We start from the raw sequence: 18,178 nt of genomic DNA, 5'->3' as shown, positions 1-18,178 counted from the left end.
ATCGTCGCGAACGGATTCGGTGGCGCGCCCACACACGGCTTAGGCTTGCGCGCGAATCAGCCTTGCTGCGTCGAGCGCGAAATACGTCAGGATGCCATCGGCGCCAGCACGTTTGAAGGCGAGCAGCGACTCCATCATGACCTTGTCGTGATCGAGCCAACCATTTTGCGCAGCGGCCTTGAGCATCGCGTACTCGCCGCTGACCTGGTAAGCGTACGTGGGGAAGCGGAACTCGTCCTTCACGCGGCGTACGATGTCCAGGTACGGCATGCCGGGCTTGACCATCACCATGTCCGCACCTTCCTCAATGTCGAGCGCGACTTCGCGCAACGCTTCGTCGGAGTTGGCGGGATCCATCTGGTACGTCATCTTGTTGCCCTTGCCCAGATTCGATGCCGACCCGACGGCGTCGCGGAACGGCCCGTAAAAGGCCGATGCGTACTTGGCCGCATACGCCATGATCCGTGTGTGGATGTGCCCGCCGGCTTCGAGTGCTTCACGAATGGCGCCGATGCGTCCGTCCATCATGTCGGATGGCGCGACGATGTCCACGCCCGCTTCCGCCTGAGTGAGGGCTTGCTTTACGAGAATGCCGGTCGTCACATCGTTGATGACGTAACCGTTTTCGTCGAGCACGCCATCCTGACCATGGCTCGTGTACGGGTCGAGGGCGACGTCCGTCAACACACCCAGATCCGGGAAGTGGCGCTTGAGCTCGCGCACGGCGCGCGGGACCAGACCGTCCGGGTTGGCGGCTTCGATGCCGTCGGGTGCTTTGAGCGTTGCTTCGATATTCGGGAACAGCGAGATCACGGGGACGCCGAGCGTGACACAGGTGTCGGCCACGCGCAGCAGTTCGTCGACCGAGACGCGTTCGACGCCGGGCATAGAGGCGACGGCCTCGCGGCGGTTCTCGCCTTCAAGGATGAACACGGGATAAATCAGGTCGTCGCACGTCAGGTGGTTTTCGCGCATCAGACGACGCGAGAAGTCATCGCGTCGCATGCGGCGCGGGCGAAGCAGGGGGTAGGAACTCATGCGATCGGTCCTTTGGACGGAGATTGGCGTGTCGAAGATTCCGGTGAAATCGGTCGCGCGGACCGCCCTAAAACGGCCAGTCGTCGCCGTTGCTGCAACGATCCCATTCGCGGGAAGGCGCGCAAAAAAGGGCGCTCGGCGGGAAACTTTCGAACGCATGGTATATCATACCAACCGGATGTTCGCACTGCGTGTGACGTCCCCCGCTTCTCCTCCCTGAGCGGGCGCCTGTCGTTCTACGATAAGGCTCATTTAAACCCGCCGTGCCTACACGGCGGTTTTTTTATGGGCGCGCGAATCGTCTTGTCGGATCCCCCGACAGCCCTGCTTTCCAACGAATTCGAGGAAACTCATCCGTTCGGCCTAGGGCACGTTGCGCTGTCCGTTGCGCGCATCTCTATCACGCCCAATCCATCGGCAGCCACGCGGCTCGCCGCGACAATCTGTCGCGCTGGCTTCCCGTTTCCCCCGCCGCTTGATGCCAACTTACTTCTTGGCGGCGTCGCGCGGCGGAATGGCGAGCCAGTCTTCGAGCACGCGCTGCGCAGCGTCGACGCCGGTGCGCTTGAGCGACGAGAACAGTTGCGCCGTGAACTGCGGCGGCGTTGCCGGATCGTCGGACGGCAGGCCATCCGTACGCGGTAGCGCGGCCAGTCGCTTTTGCGTGTCACGCAGCACGACCGTCGCTTCCTGACGCGTCAGCTTGTCTGCCTTGGTCAGCAGGACATGGATGGCGCGCCCGGTCGGCATGAACCAGTCGATCAGCTCGCAATCGAGTTCCGTGAACGGCCGGCGCGAGTCCATCACTAAGACGAGGCCGCGCAATTGCGGACGCTGCACCAGGTAGTCTCCGAGGAGTTGCTGCCAGTGCACCTTCACGCCACCGCCGACCTCGGCGTAGCCATAGCCGGGCAAATCGACGAGATAGCCGTACAGATGCTCGAGGTGCGCGATCTCGAAGTAGTTGATGTGCTGCGTACGGCCTGGCGTCTTGCTCGAGAAGGCCAGCCGCTTCTGGTTGCACAGGATGTTGAGCGCGCTGGACTTGCCCGCGTTCGAGCGGCCCGCGAAGGCGACCTCGGGCACGGCCGTGGGCGGCAGGTCGCGCAGATGATTGACGGTCGTGAAGAAGCGGGCTTGATGAAGTAGGGACATGACGGAGACCGAGGAGCGCCACAGCCACGGGAGTCGGGCTGCAACGCGGACGCAGGGCACGCAAGACGGTGGGTCTGATGCCCCCCGGCGATGGCTCGGGAAGCCCCGTTCTGCGGCCTTCTACATGGAAATCCCCTAAAGTCGGGGAAAGACTTTATTGTACAATATGAAAGTTAACCTTGGCCTGGCCAAGGCTTGTCCGAACGTCTCGCGCGCCGTGAGGTTGGAGGAGAAACGCGGCGCCGGACGGTGAGTTCGAACGACCGATTTCCCGACAAAACAGATATAAGGTGTGCGAATGAACCGAGGAGTGTGGAAGTCTCTCGCTGCAACACCGTTGGCACTGGCGTGCTTTCTTCTGAGCGGTGCTGGACAAGCCGCCGAGGCGCAGGCGCCCGCCAAACCCGACCTGAACCGGGGACAGGCCATTGCCAGTCAGGTTTGTGCCGCCTGCCATGCAGCAGACGGCAACAGCGCCGGCGGCGCGTATCCGAAGCTCGCCGGTCAGCACGCCGAATATCTCTACAAGCAACTCACCGAATTCAAGGCCCAGCCCGGCAAAACGCCGGTGCGTAATAACGCCATCATGGCCGGCATGGTCGCCGCACTGTCCGATCAGGACATGCGCAATGTCTCCGCTTATTTCGCCTCGCAGACCATGAAACCGGGTGCCGCGCGCGACAAGGACACCGTGCCGCTGGGCCAGAAGATCTACCGCGGCGGGCTGGCCGAAAAGGGCGTTCCCGCCTGCGCCTCATGCCACGGCCCAACAGGCGCCGGCATGCCGTCGCAATACCCTCGACTGTCAGGCCAGTGGGCGGAATACACCGCCGCCCAGTTGGTGGCGTTCCGCGACGAGGTTCGCAAAAACAACGCGCCGATGCATACGGTCGCGTCGCGGTTGTCGGACAAGGAAATCAAGGCAGTCGCGGATTACATCGCCGGTTTGCGCTGATCGGCAGGCCCCGCCCTGACATCATGTGAACGTCGGGGTATATTCGCTGACTTATAGCGAAACCAGCCGCGGCGCCGCAGGGCGATCGGGTCGAACTGGTTTAGCATACACAGGGTGGCGGGCGCGTAAGACACGCGTCCCCGCCTTTTTTGTTGTCGGAAACAGGATGAGCCTCAGTACCTCCGGAATGCAGATCAAGGGCGCGCAGCGATGGGTGCGCGACGGCGTCGAGCTGGTCAGCTCGATGCGTTTCGCCATCAGCCTGCTGAGCGTGCTTGCGATTGCCAGCATCGTTGGCACCGTGCTCAAGCAGGGCGACCCGTACCCCAACTACGTCAATCAGTTCGGTCCGTTCTGGGCCGGTATCTTCCGCTCGCTCGGTCTGTACACCGTGTACAGCGCGTGGTGGTTCCTGCTGATCCTTTTCTTCCTCATGGCGTCGACGACGCTGTGTATCGTGCGCAATGCGCCGAAGATGATCGCGGACATCCGGAGCTGGCGAGATCACGTGCGCGAGGGCAGTCTGCGTGCCTTCGGCCATAAGGCCGAATACACCGGCCCGGCGTCGCGCACCGAACTCGTGTCGCGTCTCACGGGCTATCTCGGACGTCGTAGTTATCGTTTCGTCGTGCGCGAGCGCGATGGCGCGACGCTTGTTGCGGCCAAGACCGGCGCGATCAACAAAGTCGGCTACATCTTCGCGCACAGTGCGATCGTGATCATTTGCCTGGGCGGGCTGGTCGACAGCGATCTGCTCATTCGTCTCCAGATGGTGCTGTTCGGCAAGTCGCCGCTGCAGGGCAACGCTGTAATTGCCCAGATTCCCGAGACACACCGTCTCTCGCCGAACAACCCGGCGTTTCGCGGCTACGCGTTCGTGCCGGAGGGCGGCAAATCGAACACGGCGATTCTGAATTTCCAGGACGGCTCGGTCGTGCAGGACCTGCCATTCTCTGTCGAACTGAAGAAATTTCACGTCGATTACTACTCGACCGGCATGCCCAAGTTGTTCGCGAGCGATATCGTGGTCACCGACCCGGAGACCGGCAAGTCGATGAACGCGACAGTGAAGGTCAACGAGCCGTTCATCTACAAGGGCGTCGCGATCTACCAGTCGAGCTTTGAGGACGGTGGCAGCAAGCTGAAGTTGACCGGGTATCCCATGCACGGCGTGTCCGACCGGACGTTCGCATTTTCGGGGAACGTGGGCGGCTCGACGCAACTGCGCAGCGGCGTCGCGGGCCAGGATGAATACACCGTCGAGTTCAGCGATTTCCGCGCGATCAACGTCGAGAACATCAGCAATGGCGCCGGCGAGCGCGACGTGCGCGGCGTGGCGCGCAAAACATTGCGCGACGATCTGAACGCGCGACTGGGCTCGGGGGCTCGCCCCGACGTGGGCAAGGATCTGCGCAACGTCGGGCCGTCGGTACAGTACAAGGTGCGCGACCGCAGCGGGCAGGCGAAGGAGTACCGCAACTATATGCTGCCGATTCTGGTGGACGATGGCGAGCGGGTCTTCATGACCGGTGTACGCGACACGCCAGACGGCCCGTTCCAGTATCTGCGCATCCCGGCGGACGCTGACGGCTCCGTCAAGCAGTGGATGCTGCTGCGCGCCGCGCTTCAGGACGATGGGGCGCGGGCCGAAGCCGCCCGGCGGTTTGCTGCTCAATCACTGCCGTCGCAAACGTCGGCGGCATTGCGAGCGCAATTGCAGGAAAGCGCCAAACGCGAGCTGGATCTGTTTGCCGGCGCCATTCCAGCAAGCAAAACCAGCCAGACGAAGGGCGGCCTGCAGGCGATTGCGGAGTTCGTCAACGAGAAGGTTCCTCAGGATCAGCAATCGAGCGCGGCCGACATGTTCCGTCGTATTCTCGACGGTACCGTCTGGCAACTGTGGCAGGTCGCGCGAGAACAGGCCGGGCAGCCGGCCATGACGCCCACGCCCGAGAACGAGCGCTTCGTGCATACGGCAACCAATGCACTGTCCGACAATTTTCTGTACGACGCCCCGGTTTTCCTGCAGCTCGATTCGTTCGATCAGATTCAGGCGAGCGTCTTCCAGCTCACGCGCTCGCCGGGTAAGAAGATCGTGTATCTTGGCAGCTTGCTGCTGGTACTCGGCATCTTCTCAATGTTTTACGTGCGCGAGCGGCGTCTGTGGCTGTGGCTGAAAGACACGCCGGATGGCGGCAGTTCGGTATTGATGGCGGTGTCGACCACGCGCCGCACACTGGATTTCGAAAAGGAATTCGCCCGTACGAAGGCGGAGATCGACGAGATCGTCACAAAACGATAAGGGTGAGACAGATGGAGTTATCGCAAAACTATTCGGAAGTCTCGTGGCTGCGCCGCCGCAGCGTTGGCGACTGGCTGTTCGCGCTGGCGCTGGCGATCGGGGCGGGCTTTGCTCTGAATCGCTACGGCCATTACATGGATTACTACGAGCACACGATTCTGGTGCTCTGCGTGCCGGCTTTTGCGCTGTTGGGCTGGCATTGGCGGTCCGTGCGGTGGCTGATGGCCGGAATCGCGATTCTCGCCCTTTCGGGCATCGGGTTGTATCACCACGATCTGGCGCGCGCCGATCAGGCCTTCCTGCTCAAGTATTTCCTTTCGAGTCAGTCGGCCATCCTGTGGATGAGTGCGTTGTTCTTCCTGGCGACGACCTTCTACTGGGGAGGCTTGATCGCACGCTCGCCGTTCGGTGCGAGCGTCGGCTCGACGCTGTGCTGGGCCGCCGTGCTGCTTGGCTTCACCGGCATGATGGTGCGTTGGTACGAATCGTATCTCGTGGGCGCCGACGTCGGCCATATCCCGATTTCGAACCTGTACGAAGTGTTCGTGCTCTTCTGCATGATCACGGCGCTGTTCTACCTTTACTACGAACATCACTACGAGACGCGCGCGCTCGGGCCGTTCGTGCTGCTCGTGATCAGCGCGGCGGTCGGTTTCAATCTCTGGTACAGCGTGGCGCGTAGTGCCTATGAGATCCAGCCGCTGGTGCCGGCGTTGCAGAGCTGGTGGATGAAGATCCACGTGCCCGCGAATTTCATCGGTTACGGCACGTTCTCGCTTGCGGCGATGGTCTCGGTGGCGTATCTGCTCAAGTCGAGCGAAAACAAGCGTCTGGCCCTGGCCGGCAAGCCGCTCGACAGCGGATTCTTCTCGTCGCGCCTGCCGTCGCTCGAACTGCTCGATGACCTGATGTACAAGGCGATCGCCGTCGGTTTCGCGTTCTTCACGATCGCGACGATTCTCGGCGCGCTGTGGGCGGCCGACGCATGGGGCGGTTACTGGAGCTGGGATCCGAAGGAGACCTGGGCGCTGATCGTGTGGCTGAACTACGCGGCGTGGCTGCACATGCGGCTGATGAAGGGATTGCGGGGTGTGGTGGCGGCCTGGTGGTCGTTGACGGGCCTGCTGATCACGACGTTCGCATTCCTCGGCGTGAACATGTTCCTCTCGGGGCTGCACAGCTACGGTCAACTCTGACGGGCGTCGTCGCCTCGGGCGCGACTCGAAAGCCGCCGCACGCGGGTGCCGGCGGCTTTTTTTGTCATGTCGTATGATTTTTCGCACCGGGAGGGAGGGAACGACGCTGTCTCGGTGCCAGTCTCAACGTTGACATGGACAGGTGATTCCGCAAATTTGCGGAATCGGCAACGGTGCCGGAAAGGCCAGGCAGGAGGGGGCATCATGAGTCAAGATCAGTCGCGGCTGCGCGGGGCGGATATTCCGGCGAGCGACATCACGCCTCGCGAGGTGGTGACCGCGCGCCGGCGCTTTCTGCGCGCGTCGGGTGCCGGGTTGACGGGGTTGGGCGGCGCTGCCCTCGGCGTGCTGCCGCAGCAGTCGGCCTTCGCGGCTGACAGTCCTGGCGTCGGACTGGCGAAACTGACGGCTGCGCGCAACGCGCGTTACGTCATCACCGACAAGACGACCGATATCAACGACGTCACCACCTACAACAACTTCTACGAGTTCGGCACCGACAAGTCCGATCCGTCGCGCCGCGCCAGCACGCTCAAGCCGCACCCGTGGCAGGTCGCGATCGAGGGCGAGGTCCGGCAGCCGAAGGTCTTCGACATCGATGCGCTGCTCAAGCTCGCGCCGCTCGAGGAGCGTGTCTATCGCCATCGCTGCGTTGAGGGGTGGTCGATGGTGATCCCCTGGGTCGGCTACTCGCTGTCCGAACTCATCCGCCGAGTGCAGCCGACGGGCAACGCGAGGTATGTGGAATTTGTGACGCTTGCCGATCCGAAGCAGATGCCAGGGCTGTCGTATCCGGTGCTGAGTTGGCCGTATGTGGAGGGACTGCGGATGGACGAAGCGATGCATCCGCTGTCACTGCTGACTTTCGGATTGTACGGTGAGGTGCTGCCAAACCAGAATGGCGCGCCGGTGCGCATGGTGGTGCCATGGAAGTACGGGTTCAAGAGCGCCAAATCGATCGTCGCGATTCGTTTCGTCGAGAAAATGCCACTGACGAGTTGGAATCGCGCGGCGCCGGACGAGTATGGCTTCTACTCGAACGTGAATCCCAACGTCGATCATCCGCGCTGGAGTCAGGCGACCGAGCGTCGCATTGGCGACGGCGGTATTTTCACGCCCAAGCGCAAGACGCTGATGTTCAATGGTTACGGCGATCAGGTGGCCAGCCTGTACCAGGGCATGGATCTGCGAAAATTCTTTTGAACGGACGCGCCGCGTCGATTTGCCGATATGTCCATCACGCCACGTCATCCGGGCGAGGGTTCTGGCGCCACCGTCGAGGCGGCGGCGCCCACCCCCGGTAGCGGTTTGCCGTCAGCCGGTGCCGATGCGCGCGCGGCTAATCATTCGGTGCAAGACCGGCAACTATGGCTGCCCTGGGTGAAAGCGGTCGTGTTCCTGTTCGCGCTGTCGCCGGGGCTGCGACTGATTGCGTATGGCATGACGGATCGGTTGGGCGCCAATCCGGTCGAGTTCATCACTCGTTCGACCGGCACCTGGACGCTGGTCATGCTTTGCGCCACGCTCGCGATCACGCCGATGCGACGCTTGTCGGGCATGGTTTGGCTGCTGAGGTTACGTCGCATGCTTGGACTGTTCGCGTGCTTCTACGGCGCGCTGCATTTCGCCACGTATGTCTGGCTGGATCAGTGGTTCGATTGGTCGAGCATCCTGCGCGACGTGTCGGGCAAGCGACCCTTCATCACCGTGGGGTTCGCGGCATTCGTGCTGATGGTGGCGTTGGCGCTGACGTCGCCGCACGCGGTGGTTCGGCGCATGGGCGGGCGGCGCTGGCAGCGGTTGCATCGCTTGATCTATGCGATTGCCGTGCTGGCGATCCTGCACTACTGGTGGATGAAAGCGGGCAAGAACGATCTGGCCCAGCCGGCGGTCTACGCGACCGTGGTCGCGAGCCTGCTCGGCGCCCGTGTGTGGTGGGCGCTTCGCAGACGGCGGACTCAGGCGTGGTCGGGCAGCAGTCGTTCGCCCGCGAAGAGCGACTCGACCGTTTCACGTTCGCGAACGAGGTAGGCTTCGTTGCCGTCGACCATGACTTCGGCGGCGCGCGGGCGCGTATTGTAGTTGGAACTCATCGTGAAGCCGTAGGCGCCTGCCGAGCGAATGGCGAGTAGATCGCCGGGCGCAATCGCCAAGGCGCGGTCTCGACCCAGCCAGTCGCCGCTTTCGCACACGGGGCCCACGACGTCGTAAATCACCGCGTCGACGGCACGTCGCTCGACCGGATCGATGCCGTGATAGGCCTCATACATCGCAGGACGCGCCAGATCGTTCATCGCCGCATCGACGATGGCGAAGTTCTTCGTCTCACCATGCTTGAGGAACTCCACGCGCGTGAGCAGGACGCCGGCATTGCCGACGAGCGAGCGACCAGGCTCGAACAGCACTTGACGGTGCCCGTGGCCGCGCTGGGCGATGTGATCGAGCAGCGTGGTGGCGAACGCGGTGATATCGGGGGGCGTTTCGTCCGTATAAGTGATGCCCAGGCCGCCGCCCACGTCGATGTGGTGCAGCGAGATGCCTGCCGCTTCGAGCTTTTCGACCAGATCGAGCACCTTGTCGGTGGCGTCGAGATACGGCGAGATTTCCGTGATCTGCGAGCCGATATGGCAGTCGATGCCGACGACTTCGAGGTTCGGCATGGCGGCGGCAGCGCGATAGGCGTCGAAGGCTTCTTCGTAGGCTACGCCGAACTTGTTGCCGCGCAGGCCGGTGGAAATGTACGGATGCGTCTTGGCGTCGACGTTCGGGTTCACGCGCAGCGAAACGCGAGCGCGCTTGCCCGCTTGCCCGGCCACATCATTGAGTCTGTCCAGTTCGGGACGCGATTCGACGTTGAAGCAGAAAACGTTCTTTTCCAATGCGTAGCGCATTTCGTCGGCGTGCTTGCCGACGCCCGAGAACACGGCGCGCTTCGGATCGCCGCCCGCCGCGATCACGCGAGCGAGTTCACCGGCGGACACGATGTCGAAACCCGCACCGAGCTTGGCGAACACGCCCAGCACGGCGAGGTTCGAGTTCGCCTTGGCCGCGTAGTGCACGGCGGCATTGCGGCCTTCGCAGGCCTTGGCATAAGCCTGATAGGCGCTTGTCAGGGCCGCCTTCGAATAGACATACAGCGGCGTGCCGAAACGCTCGGCGAGGGCCGGCAGTGCAACGCCCTCGGCATGGAGTACGTCGTTGCGGTAGGAAAAGATGGCGTCGGACATCGCGAAAACTCGGTAATCAACTAGGGCACGCCGCGCAGGCGGATGGCTTCCGGCCGGCTGAATTCGGCTTGTTCCGGATGGTCGTGGCTTATTCCGGCTTCGCCGCCGGAAGCGACGCGGCCGGCGGTACGTCCACCGACGGGCCTCGCTGTGGTTCGGGCACGAGCGGTGGCGGGGGCAGCGGGGCCCCCGGCGGCGGCGTCGGTTTCACCGGGCGGGCGGGAATGTACAGTGGCCCGGCCTGACCGCAACCGGCCAATACGCTCAACAGGGCAATCGACGCTACAATCGCGCAGGTTCGAATAGGTGCAGTCATGGGGGTATCGCCGCGTGGTGCGGCATGCAAACGATGACGCAAACCGTGGAGTTTAGCATGACGGAAAGTGAATTCCTGGCGCTGGCCGAAGCTGTGTTGGCGCAGGTCGAGGCGACTGTCGAGGACAGCGACGTGGATATCGACTGCGAACGAACGGGCAACGTCCTGACGCTCGAATTCGAAGACGGCAGCAAGATCATCGTCAACCTGCAAACGCCGATGAGCGAAATCTGGGTGGCCGCGCGTTCGGGCGGCTACCACTACCGTCTCAAGGGCGACGAATGGCGCGATACGCGCGACGGTACCGAACTGTTTGAGGCCCTGTCGCGCTTCGCGTCACAACAGGCGGGCGAAACGGTAACGTTGCAGGCCGAATGACAGCGAAACTGCAGCGCGGCGGGCGCACCGAAATCGACGCCGCCGTGCGGACTGGGCGGTCCGGGAGATTGCCGCGCCGCCGCCCATTCACCCTTCAGGGCTTGTTGTTGAACATGTCCAGGATACGCTGACGCTCCTGACGGTCCACCGGCGCGGGACTCGGCTGGGCGGGCATATGACCGGGCAGCGGTCCCGCCGACGGCCCCAAACCCGCCGAGCCGTCCGGCACGGTATCGGCGCTCAGGCCGACGGTACTCACCGCGCGTCCCGGCGGATAGTCGTCAAAGTAGTAATCGCCATTCGCCTGAATGATCCCCGGTGGTACCGCACGCGTCGATTCCGGCACGCCACGCAAGGCTTTGGCCATGTAGTCGATCCAGATCGGCAGCGCCAGACCGCCCCCGGTTTCGCGGTCCCCCAGATTGCGTGGCTGGTCGAAGCCGATCCAGGCAACGCCAACCAACTGCGACTGAAAGCCGGCAAACCAGGCGTCGTGCGAGTCGTTTGTCGTTCCCGTCTTGCCTGCCAGATCACTGCGTTTGAGCACATTGGTCTTGGCGGCCGTGCCGCGCGTAGCAACGTCGTGCAACATCGAATCCATAATGAACGCGTTGCGCGCCGAAATGGCCCGGATCGATTCGTCGCCCGCAGTGGACGGCTTTTCCTCCATGATCACATTGCCCTTCGAATCGGTGATGCGCGCCACAATGAACGGATTTACGCGGAAGCCGCCATTGGCAAACACGGCGTAGGCGCTCGCCATTTGCAGTGGTGTGACCATCCCCGCGCCCAGCGCCATCGGCAGATAGGCAGGGTGCTTGTCCGCCTCGAAGCCGAAGCGTCCAATGAATTTTTGTGCGTAGCCCGGGGTAATGCTCTGCAGGATACGAATCGACACGAGGTTGCGCGAGCGCATCAGCGCGACGCGCATCGGCATCGGCCCATCGAAGCCGCCGCCGTAGTTCTTCGGCTCCCACGGCTGCCCGCCTGTCTGCGCCGCCGAGAAGTACAACGGTGCGTCGTTGATGATCGTTGCCGGTGCGAAGCCCTTTTCGAGCGCCGCCGAGTAAATGAACGGCTTGAAGCTGGAGCCCGGCTGACGCCAGGCCTGCGTGACGTGGTTGAACTTGTTTCGGCTGAAGTCGAAGCCGCCGACGAGCGAGCGAATCGCGCCGTTCTGCGGGTCGAGCGACACGAATGCCGCTTCGATGTCCGGCATCTGCACAATCCGCCAGTTGTGCTTCGCATCCTGGGTCACACGGATCACCGAGCCCGGGCGAATCTTCTGCTTCGGCTGGGCCTTCGCGCTCAATCCCGCCGCCGCAAAGCGCAGGCCCTCGCCGGTCACGGTCACGTCGTCACCGTTCAGGAGCACGGCTTTGACCTGCTGCGGCGATGACGAGAGCACGACGGCGGCGACCATATCGCCGCTGTCCGGATGCTCGACCAGCGTGTCGTCGATCAGTTGTTCGCGCTCGTCCTGGTCGTTTGGAAGGTCGATATTGGCTTCGGGCCCGCGATAGCCATGACGTAACTCGTAGGCCATGACGCCGGCGCGCAGCGCTTCGTAGGCAGCTTCCTGATCGGCCGAATTGATCGTTGTGTAGACGTTCAAGCCGCGCGTGTAGATCTCGTCCTTGAACTGCGCGTAGAGCAGTTGGCGAACCATTTCGGCCACGTACCCGGCATGAACGCTGAACTCGCTGCCCAGCCCGCGTACCACCAGTTCCTGCGCGATGGCCTGGTCGTATTCGGACTTCGAGACGTACCCAAGGTCGTACATTCGCTTGAGGATGTACTCCTGGCGGATGCGGGCGCGCTTGTAATTGACGATCGGGTTATAGGCCGAAGGGGCCTTGGGCAGGCCGGCGAGCATGGCGGCCTCGGCGAGCGTGATGTCCTTCAGATCCTTGCCGAAATAAACCCGCGCAGCGCTGGCGAACCCATAGGCGCGTTCGCCGAGATAGATCTGATTCATATACAGCTCGAGAATCTGATCCTTCGTGAGGCGCGACTCGATCTTGTAGGCGAGAAGCGCTTCATAGATCTTGCGCGTGTAGGTCTTCTCGCTTGAGAGGAAGAAGTTGCGCGCGACTTGCATCGTGATCGTGCTGGCGCCTTGCGCGGATCCACCACGCGCGAAGTTGGCGATGCCCGCGCGGAAGATGCCGATGAAGTCGACCCCGCCGTGCTGATAGAAGCGGTCGTCCTCGATGGCGAGGACGGCCTTCTTCATCACGTCGGGAATATCGGAGAAGCGCACCAGATTACGGCGCTCTTCACCGAACTCGCCGATCTGGATGTCGTCGGCGGTGTAGATGCGCAGCGGAATCTTCGGCCGGTAGTCCACGATCGTGTCGAGCGACGGCAATTGCGGCGTCATCACCACCAGGATGTACCCCGCGAGCAGCGCGCCACACACGACCATCGCGGCGAACAGGCCAGCGAACCACAGCGTAATGCGCAGCCAGAGAGAGCGGCGCGGCGTGGGTGGGCGCTTGTCGCGGGGTGTCTCGGTTTGGGGTGTGCTTGCCATGGGGGAACCGGAAAAATCAGTGAACCGATTATAACGAACGACTCGACGCCTCTCGCCGCAGCCCCCCGAAATCGGAGTTCTGGCCTATGGGGTATAGGAGTCGGACGAGAAAGGACCGGCGCGGATTCCTAAACCGCGTCGCGTTGGCCCGGCGGCCGTGAGGATTCGGACTGGTCCGATTGGGCTGCTGCGTCGCGCTGGATAGCATCGATGACATCGACTGGGTGAGAGACGGGAGGATGTCATGATCGAAGCAGTTCTGCGCGGTGTGCGCCACATGGGCAGCCAACTGGCGGCGGCGTTGCCGCGTGCCGGGGGCGGCGGTTGCGGTATTCATTTCGACGCTGGCGGCATGCATTTCGTTCGCCTGACCCGGGTGGCCGGACCCGCGCAGTTGCGTCTGGACGCCTGCGGGACTGCCGTGCTCGAGGACGACATATTGCGCGGCGCATCGATCGTCAAACCGGAGGCCGCCGCGCGTCGGCTGGAGGAGCTGTTGGAGCGACTCGGCACCCATGCGCAGGATCTGCGCGACGACACCCTCGTACTGGCACTGCCCGCCCACGGACTGAAAACGCAGGTCATCGAGTGTCCGGAGGATTTGCCGCCGCGTGCGTTGCGAGCGTGGTGCGAGCGCCGTGCCGCCTTGCTGCTGCCCGGTGACGGCGATCCCGCCTTGCGCCATCGCGTGGGCGTGACGTGGGCCGACCCGGGCAACTATCGGCTGCGTTTGTACGCCTGTGAGGCGGAACTGGTCGATAGCCGCGTCGCGGTGCTCGAAATGTCGGGACTTCGGGTGCATGCGACCGATGCGGCGCACGAGGCCGGGCGACGGGCCTTCCGATGGGCATGGCCGGTCGGTGGCGAAGCCATCGCGCAGGCGTCGCCGCGGGCACCGATGGGGTTGCTGCAAATCGACGCGCATCACCTCGATCTATCGGTCTTCGATGGACACACCTGCGTGGCCGACGTCAGAGAACGTTTCGACGGTATCGGCGGCCATCCAGACGCGTTGGCAAGCGTGGTGCGCGAGTTGTCGGGCAAGCTGCCCGTCGCCGTAGGCGTCATGCATATCGCGACGCAAGGCGCGAGTCTTGGGGAACTCGTGGCGATCTGCGACGCGCTCGGCGCGGCCTGCGGTATCCCTGTGCGGCCATTCGATCCGCTGAGACGATTCGAATCGTCGCGTCCGTCCGGGCCACGACGCCAGACTTTCGCGCAGCGGACTGCGCTTGCCGTGCCATGCGGACTGGCGTTGCGTGCCATGTCGATGAGGGGCGTGACATGCGAATGAAGGTGCAATTTCCTCCACTCGATTTCCTCCCCACGCTCGCCCAGCGCCGGCAGCGCGAGTTTGCGCGGCAATGGCGAATATGGGGGTGCGTGGCCGCGTGTGGTGGGCTCGCGTCGCTCGCGCCGATGGCTCGCGACATCTCCCTGCGCCAGCAAACGCAGGCGCAAGTGACGGCGCTACGTGCGGCGAGCGAGAAACTCGGCGGGCAGATCGCTGCGTTCGAGACGGCCGGGCGTGAGTTGGCGGCCATGGATGCCCATCGCCGGGCGGCCGCGGCGTTGATCGAGCGTCGGCAGCCCGTCGCAAACCGATTGCTCGACATCATGCGCGCGTGCGCCGACGGCGTGCGATTGACATCCGTAAAAATCGGCGAGGATCAAGCGCGCGTCGAGGGCTATGCAACGACGCAATCACGCGTGCGCGAAACGCAGAAGCGATTGCGGACGCTGCCATGGGTGCGCAAAGTCGCGGAAGTCGAATCGAGCGTGGTCCCGGAGGCCGTCAGGCGTCAGTGGGCCGGCGGAGCGACTCAGGCCTCTGTGCCGACCCTTCGCCGCTTCACATTGCGTATCGAACTCAAGCGTGCACCGAGGCCCGTTGCGCTTTCGGTCACCGCGGAGGTCGATGGGCTGCCGAGTGAGGAGGTGCCCGATGTACGGTGAACGCCCTCCGCCGGATGATGTCCGCGACATTTTTCGTGATGCAGCAGACCGCTGGCGTGCGCGATGGACGGCGTGGACGTCAGTCTCGCCGGCCGAGTGGGCGCCGCTGGTGCGCTGGGGACTGGTCATCCTTGCCTGGCTGTTGGGGCTGCTGATGGCGTGGTCGGTCTGGTGGCTGGTCGGCCTGCCCGTAAGGGCAACTTTGCAGAAGGATCTTGGCGCCGAGCAGCAGAGGTGGGATCGGGCGAACGACGCCGCGCGTCGCTTACCCGCATTGATGGCAACGCTGCGTGATGCCGAGGCCGAGACGATGGCTTGGCATCGCCGGCTTCCGCTCGCTGCACAGAGGGTGGGGGAAGCGGCAGCCGAGGCGAGCGAAGGCGCGGGCGCGTCGGCACGGCACTCGGCGGCATCCTCGCTACCGGACCTCGCTGACGACACGCGCTCGGCGTGGCGTGCCGATCTCGAGCGCCTTGCTGCACGTTCGGGCCTGACGCTGGAGGCAGCGCGGCCGGGGCCCGCCGCGTCGAGCGGGGACCTCGAAATCGAGCGTGCCGAAATGCGTGTCGGGGGGCGCGTCGCGAATCTGCTCGATTGGCTCGCCGAGGTCGACCGGATGCCTCGGCATCTATCGATCGAGCGCCTGTCGCTTCAGGGGCCGGCGTTGGGAACTTCCGGTGCGACGGTAGTGGCGGAGGCCGAGGCGGGGGTCACGGCCATGGTGGCCGCCTACGCCTGGCGACGTCCCGCAGACCTTCCCGGCATGCCTGCCGGGCGTTCCTTGCCGGCGTTACCGCCGCCAGCCCCGCCTTGGCAGATGCCGGCGGACACGATCGACGTGTTTCGTACGCCACTGACGCGCCGCTCAGCTCAGGACGCCGTGACGATGGCGGCGTCCGGCCCGCAGTCGTCGGTCGACGACGGCACGCCTGTCGGATCGATGCGTGCGGGATCGCGGCGGGTCGTGCTTCACCGGACGTCGGCTGCCGAATTGGCGGCGACCTGGAGCGAAGGTCCACCGCGACAGGGGCCGGCGGCGGAAGACTCCGACGCGTTGAGCGTCGACGTGACGCTCCATGGCGTGGAGGCCGCCGATGCGTTACGGGCGTTCGCCCGTCTGACCGGGCGCAGCGTGGTGATTGGCGAGCGCGTCGTCGGGCGTCTCGACATGGAAGTGCAGCGCGTCTCGGCGGCTGTGGCGTTTGACGTCATGGTCCGGAGTGCCGGTCTCGGCGTTCAATCGTTGAACGGCGTCGACTGGATTGCCCCGCGTGCCGACCTGCTGGCTGACGAGCAGACGCAACTCGAAGCGGCCGCGAAGCGCGAGGCGTTGCTGCCGCTGGCCAGCCGTCGCTTCACGCTGAACTATCCGCGTGCATTGGCGCTGCGGGAGATCATCATGGGCGAAAAGGACCGCAAGGGGCAACGATTGTTGTCCGTGCGAGGCAGCCTGATTGCCGATCCGCGCACGAACCAATTGTTCGTGACCGATTTGCCGGAAAAGCTCGATGCGCTGGCTAAATTCATCGCACGAATCGACGTTCCGGTCCGTCAAGTGCTGATTGAGGCCCGCATTGTCGAGGCCGACGACCGCTTCAGCGAGTCGCTCGGTGTCCGGCTCACGGGACACCACGGTCGCGGCGAAGGCCAGCAGAAGCGCGGCGAGCGGCCGGCCGCGGAGGGGGCGCGGGGTGTCGGGGGCACGAATAGCGGAGGGGGAACGCCATCGGGCAGTGCGCTCGACATTGGCTTGCCCGCGGCGGCGCTGGCCGGCGTGGTGCCGCCGAGCTTGGCGATCACGCTTTTTGGCCGCTCCGCCACGCGCTTGCTGCAACTGGAACTCTCGGCATTGGAGACAAGCGGGCGAGGTCGTGTCGTCTCCCGGCCTCGCGTGGTCACGGCGGACAAGGTTCAGGCACTCATTGAACAGGGCACGGAGCTGCCTTACCAGACGCAAAGTGGCCGCCGCAATGCAACGTCGATTCAATTCCGAAAGGCCACGTTGAGGCTCGAAGTGACGCCGCTCATTACCCCGGACGGTCAGGTGATTCTGGATGTCGACGTGCGCAAGGACAGTGTCGGGCAGGCGGTGGCACAGGGATTCGCCGTGGATACCCGACATGTCAAGACGCAGGTGCAGGTCGAGGACGGAGGGACGGTGGCCATCGGCGGGATCTACCAGGAAGAACGGCGCGACAGTCGAGCCGGCGTGCCGTGGTTGAGCGATGTGCCGTTGCTGGGCGCGCTGTTTCGCAACCGCGCCAACGAAGACCGCCGTACGGAGCTGCTGGTGTTTCTGACGCCCAGTGTGGTGCCCGAGGGTCGGAAGGGCGGCGAGGCCGAGGATAATGCGGCCTCCTCGGGCGCCTCGCCCAAGCCCTCGAAAAACGACCTGCCTTCCGGTCATCCTCGGCTCACCGGAGTGCGCTCCGAGTTGACGCGTTCCGCACGCCCGACGCATATCCCGGTATCATCGGGGGCTGGAACCCAAATATCAGCGATTTATGCTGGAAAACGTAATACTTGTCGGACTGATGGGGGCGGGCAAGACCACGGTTGGGCGCGCAGTGGCGCGACGTCTTGGGCGGCAGTTCTATGACTCCGATCATGAGATTGAAGCGCGCACGGGTGTGCGCATTCCGATCATCTTCGAGCACGAAGGCGAGGACGGCTTCCGTCAGCGCGAAGCCCAGACCATCGACGAACTCACCCAACGCAGCGGAATCGTACTCGCCACCGGCGGGGGCGCGGTGCTGCGCGCGGAAAATCGCGAACACATCAAGTCGCGCGGCACGGTGGTCTATTTGCGCGCCAATCCGCATGACCTCTGGCTGCGCACACGTCGTGACAAGAACCGCCCGTTGCTGCAAACGGCCGATCCACGCGCGCGTCTCGAGCAGTTGTTCAAAGAGCGCGACGCGCTATATCGCGAGTGCGCGACCTTCGTCATCGAAACGGGTCGGCCGAGCGTGAATGCGCTCGTCAACATGGTGTTGATGCAACTGGAGGTCGCGGGAATCGTTCCCAGCAGCGCCGGCCTGCCATCCGATTCGCCTGACGATCGGCATGACGGCGTGCATGGCGACGAGCCGGACGGTGCGCACGGTGACGGTGAAGCC

The 18,178-nt window shown here is 63.9% G+C and carries 14 protein-coding genes and 1 pseudogene; 10 read left to right on the top strand and 5 right to left on the bottom strand.

Annotated features, from left to right (window positions below; all coding sequences use genetic code 11):
- Positions 1 to 39 precede the first annotated feature (39 nt).
- Both hemB and yihA read right to left on the bottom strand, forming a co-directional pair.
- Positions 40 to 1,038, bottom strand: coding sequence for a porphobilinogen synthase (hemB, locus tag OYT13_RS23055; RefSeq protein ID WP_268566993.1), 999 nt, complete (start codon positions 1,036 to 1,038; stop codon positions 40 to 42).
- 486 nt (positions 1,039 to 1,524) lie between these two features.
- Complete coding sequence (gene yihA, locus OYT13_RS23050) at positions 1,525 to 2,193, bottom strand: ribosome biogenesis GTP-binding protein YihA/YsxC (protein WP_017235779.1); 669 nt, start codon at positions 2,191 to 2,193, stop codon at positions 1,525 to 1,527.
- Positions 2,194 to 2,491: 298 nt separating this feature from the next.
- Here yihA and OYT13_RS23045 point away from each other — a divergent pair, with 298 nt between their 5' ends.
- From OYT13_RS23045 to msrQ, 5 genes are all read left to right on the top strand, one after another.
- Positions 2,492 to 3,148 (top strand): c-type cytochrome, encoded by a 657-nt coding sequence (locus OYT13_RS23045; protein ID WP_026132329.1) that lies wholly within the window; start codon positions 2,492 to 2,494, stop codon positions 3,146 to 3,148.
- A gap of 166 nt (positions 3,149 to 3,314) precedes the next feature.
- On the top strand, positions 3,315 to 5,450 hold the full coding sequence (locus OYT13_RS23040) for a cytochrome c biogenesis protein ResB (RefSeq protein ID WP_083902419.1): 2,136 nt from the start codon (positions 3,315 to 3,317) through the stop codon (positions 5,448 to 5,450).
- 11 nt (positions 5,451 to 5,461) lie between these two features.
- On the top strand, positions 5,462 to 6,646 hold the full coding sequence (ccsB, locus tag OYT13_RS23035) for a c-type cytochrome biogenesis protein CcsB (RefSeq protein ID WP_017235776.1): 1,185 nt from the start codon (positions 5,462 to 5,464) through the stop codon (positions 6,644 to 6,646).
- A 204-nt stretch (positions 6,647 to 6,850) separates the two neighbouring features.
- A complete protein-coding gene (gene msrP, locus OYT13_RS23030) occupies positions 6,851 to 7,849 on the top strand; it encodes a protein-methionine-sulfoxide reductase catalytic subunit MsrP (protein ID WP_261939633.1) in 999 nt (332 codons plus the stop codon).
- Positions 7,850 to 7,876: 27 nt separating this feature from the next.
- The gene (gene msrQ, locus OYT13_RS23025; protein ID WP_017235774.1) at positions 7,877 to 8,677 is read left to right on the top strand and encodes a protein-methionine-sulfoxide reductase heme-binding subunit MsrQ; all 801 of its coding nucleotides are present in this window, start codon (positions 7,877 to 7,879) and stop codon (positions 8,675 to 8,677) included.
- On the opposite strand, the gene lysA is transcribed toward msrQ, so the two are convergent.
- A complete protein-coding gene (gene lysA / locus OYT13_RS23020; RefSeq protein ID WP_017235773.1) occupies positions 8,605 to 9,873 on the bottom strand; it encodes a diaminopimelate decarboxylase in 1,269 nt (422 codons plus the stop codon). The genes msrQ and lysA overlap by 73 nt on opposite strands.
- An 88-nt stretch (positions 9,874 to 9,961) precedes the next feature.
- Positions 9,962 to 10,189: an LPS translocon maturation chaperone LptM gene (gene lptM / locus OYT13_RS25320; RefSeq protein WP_085982717.1), complete on the bottom strand. Its 228-nt coding sequence runs from the start codon at positions 10,187 to 10,189 to the stop codon at positions 9,962 to 9,964.
- A 57-nt stretch (positions 10,190 to 10,246) separates the two neighbouring features.
- Here lptM and cyaY point away from each other — a divergent pair, with 57 nt between their 5' ends.
- Complete coding sequence (gene cyaY / locus OYT13_RS23015) at positions 10,247 to 10,567, top strand: iron donor protein CyaY (protein WP_017235772.1); 321 nt, start codon at positions 10,247 to 10,249, stop codon at positions 10,565 to 10,567.
- A gap of 94 nt (positions 10,568 to 10,661) precedes the next feature.
- Here the strand turns inward: cyaY and OYT13_RS23010 are convergent, their stop codons facing one another.
- Positions 10,662 to 13,103, bottom strand: a complete 2,442-nt coding sequence (locus OYT13_RS23010; protein ID WP_261939635.1) for a penicillin-binding protein 1A — start codon at positions 13,101 to 13,103, stop codon at positions 10,662 to 10,664.
- Positions 13,104 to 13,347: 244 nt separating this feature from the next.
- On the opposite strand from OYT13_RS23010, the gene pilM reads away from it, so the two are divergent.
- From pilM to OYT13_RS22990, 4 genes and pseudogenes are all read left to right on the top strand, one after another.
- Positions 13,348 to 14,397 (top strand): pilus assembly protein PilM, encoded by a 1,050-nt coding sequence (pilM, locus tag OYT13_RS23005; protein WP_268566992.1) that lies wholly within the window; start codon positions 13,348 to 13,350, stop codon positions 14,395 to 14,397.
- The gene (locus OYT13_RS23000; protein ID WP_268566991.1) at positions 14,388 to 15,059 is read left to right on the top strand and encodes a PilN domain-containing protein; all 672 of its coding nucleotides are present in this window, start codon (positions 14,388 to 14,390) and stop codon (positions 15,057 to 15,059) included. Before pilM ends, OYT13_RS23000 begins: the two co-directional genes overlap by 10 nt.
- Positions 15,049 to 17,658, top strand: coding sequence for a type IV pilus secretin PilQ (pilQ, locus tag OYT13_RS22995; RefSeq protein WP_268566990.1), 2,610 nt, complete (start codon positions 15,049 to 15,051; stop codon positions 17,656 to 17,658). The genes OYT13_RS23000 and pilQ overlap by 11 nt, the downstream gene beginning before the upstream one ends.
- Positions 17,564 to 18,082 (top strand): annotated as a pseudogene (locus tag OYT13_RS22990) (shikimate kinase); the annotation flags it as partial. The gene pilQ and the pseudogene OYT13_RS22990, both read left to right, overlap by 95 nt.
- Positions 18,083 to 18,178 lie beyond the last annotated feature (96 nt).

It is taken from the genome of Pandoraea sp. XJJ-1 (assembly GCF_026802345.1).
In the GTDB taxonomy this organism is placed as follows: Bacteria; Pseudomonadota; Gammaproteobacteria; order Burkholderiales; family Burkholderiaceae; genus Pandoraea; species Pandoraea cepalis.
The sequence above is the reverse complement of the archived record's forward strand: the minus strand, read 5'-3'. Positions and strand labels throughout refer to the sequence as shown.